The 2,161-nt window shown below is 67.2% G+C and carries 2 protein-coding genes; one reads left to right on the top strand and one right to left on the bottom strand.

Annotated features, from left to right (window positions below):
• Positions 1-115 precede the first annotated feature (115 nt).
• Positions 116-1,126 (bottom strand): ubiquinol oxidase subunit II, encoded by a 1,011-nt coding sequence (gene cyoA, locus V7067_RS16680; RefSeq protein WP_334177018.1) that lies wholly within the window; start codon positions 1,124-1,126, stop codon positions 116-118.
• A 658-nt stretch (positions 1,127-1,784) separates the two neighbouring features.
• Here cyoA and V7067_RS16675 point away from each other — a divergent pair.
• Positions 1,785-1,985 carry a hypothetical protein gene (locus V7067_RS16675; RefSeq protein WP_334177017.1) on the top strand — a complete coding sequence of 67 codons (201 nt, stop codon included), beginning with the start codon at positions 1,785-1,787 and terminating at the stop codon, positions 1,983-1,985.
• Positions 1,986-2,161: the final 176 nt, after the last annotated feature.

The raw sequence follows: 2,161 nt of genomic DNA, 5'->3' as shown, positions 1-2,161 counted from the left end.
AATAGGTGAGCGCGGCCAGCACCAGAATGGCGCCGCCGACCATGCCCGTTCCCGCCACCACGATAATCGGCTCGTGGTAGGGGATGGACTCAAGTGTGAGTTTACCGAACATCGATCAGAGGCCCTTCGGGTTCTCAGGCGTGCACAGGGGATCATCGGCGCTGAGCGGCAGCAGCGCTGCAAGCTTCTTCGGATCGACGGTGCACTTCGCAGCGTCGACGCACATGTCGAGGATCTTGGTGTAGAGGTCCGGGGTCACCGAGCCGTAATAGGCCACCGGAACGCCTTCGCTCGGCTTCGACAGCGCCAGATAGCTGCCGTCGTCGAGAGCGGCGGTCGCTGCGCGGGCGTTGTCGACCCACTTGGCGAAGTCGGCATCGGAGAGCGACAGCGCCTTGAACGACATCTTGGCAAAGCCGGCGCCGGAGTAGTTGGCCGAAATGCCGCGGAACGTGCCGGTCTGATCGGCCAGCAGCGACACCTTGGTCTGCATACCGGCCATGGCATAGATCTGGCTGCCGAGATCGGGAATGAAGAACGAGTTCATCACCGAATCCGAGGTCACCTTGAAGTTCACCGGCGTATTCACCGGGAAAGCGACTTCGTTAACGGAGGCAACGCCCTGATCGGGATAGATGAACAGCCACTTCCAGTCCAGCGCCACCACCTCGACGTTGAGGGCGGGCGTGTCGGACTTGATCGCCTGATAGGGATCGAGCTTGTGGGTATAGTGCCAGGTCAGGCCGGCCAGCGCGACGATGATGACCACCGGAATGCCCCACACCACCACCTCGATGGCGGTGGAGTGTTCCCAGTCCGGCTTGTAGGTCGCCTTGGTGTTGCTGGCGCGATAGCGCCACGCAAAGGCGATCGTCATGACGATGACCGGCACCACCACCAGCAGCATCAGCGCCGTGGCGATGAGGATGAGGTTCTTCTCCTGCTCGCCGATCGGCCCCTTGGGGTCAAGGATGGCCCACTGGCAACCACCCAGCAGGGTGAGCGCCGTTAACGCCGCGGTGGAAGAGACGGCGCGCAACGCCTTGCGCCGAAGCGATTTTTCATCGCCCAGCGGCTCGCGCGCAACTTTCGCCGCTTGCGAGAGGAGGCTCCAGCCCGGATTCATCGATCACCTCTCATGCGAACAAACCTGTTCATTCACTCAAAGCCTTCTGCGCGGCCGGCCGCGGTCGTCACCGCGCCGGCAGCCGGCCTCTCCGCCCCTTGCAGGATGCAGGCCGCAATCCCATTTCAGCGGTGCCACCCGGGTGCTGCCGGACATGTCCCAGTTTCCGACATGGCAGCGACGGCGGGCGCACAGACCCAGTCTGACTGTCATTGGCAGAGGCCGCATTACGGTGCAATGCGTAAGTCTGCCACAGCGGCGCAACGCCAAGCTTCGGCCGGCCGCCGGCACCGCTTCCGCGCCCGAAGGCGCGCGGTGAGACGATCCGGCCGGCAGGACGACGGCCAATTCTGCCGCACCGCCCGACTGGCGGGCACGCGGCCCGCGCGTCATAAACGGCGCAGTTGATCCAGCGCAATGAACGGCGTTCGCACGCAGGACGCAAATGATTCTGCGCGCGCGCGGCCCTCGCAGCCCGGAATGCGGCCGCAGCGTGGCACGGCCGCCTCACTCCTGCGGCGGATGAACGGGCCCGGCGGCGCCCGCCCGGCCCGCTGCACGGCGGCGGCCGCCGGCTTGCATTCCCGCCGGCCCGCGCTAAATCTCGGGCGCAGCCAACAACAGGGAGAGGGGCCAGACCGCCCCATCCGGACCGATCATGGCAGAGGACGATGCCGGCAAGGCCGGCGACAGCCGCGTGCGTGCCGCCAGCGAGCGGGAGGCCGGGCGCCTGCGCCGCGAAGCCCGGCTGGCCGAAGCGCTGCGCGCCAACCTGCGCCGCCGCAAGGCGCAGAGCCACGGCAGCGGCGATGAGCGGACACGATCACGCCCGCCCGCCGGCGATACGCTGGAAGACTGACGCGCGCAGCAGACGCGCCAGCGAACCGGGGGGCAAAACCGGCCCCGCCGCACACCGCCTGCCGCACCGGCATACCGGCATTGGCGTCCGTCGCCTGCGGCGGCCACGGCCGGCGGCCGTTAATGGTCCGCGTCCGCAATTGCCCTCTGCCGCCATAAGCCGGTTCGCCATGGGCC

The sequence above is a fragment of the Pseudoxanthobacter sp. genome (genome assembly GCF_036822375.1).
In the GTDB taxonomy this organism is placed as follows: Bacteria; Pseudomonadota; Alphaproteobacteria; order Rhizobiales; family Segnochrobactraceae; genus Pseudoxanthobacter.
The sequence above is the reverse complement of the archived record's forward strand: the minus strand, read 5'-3'. Positions and strand labels throughout refer to the sequence as shown.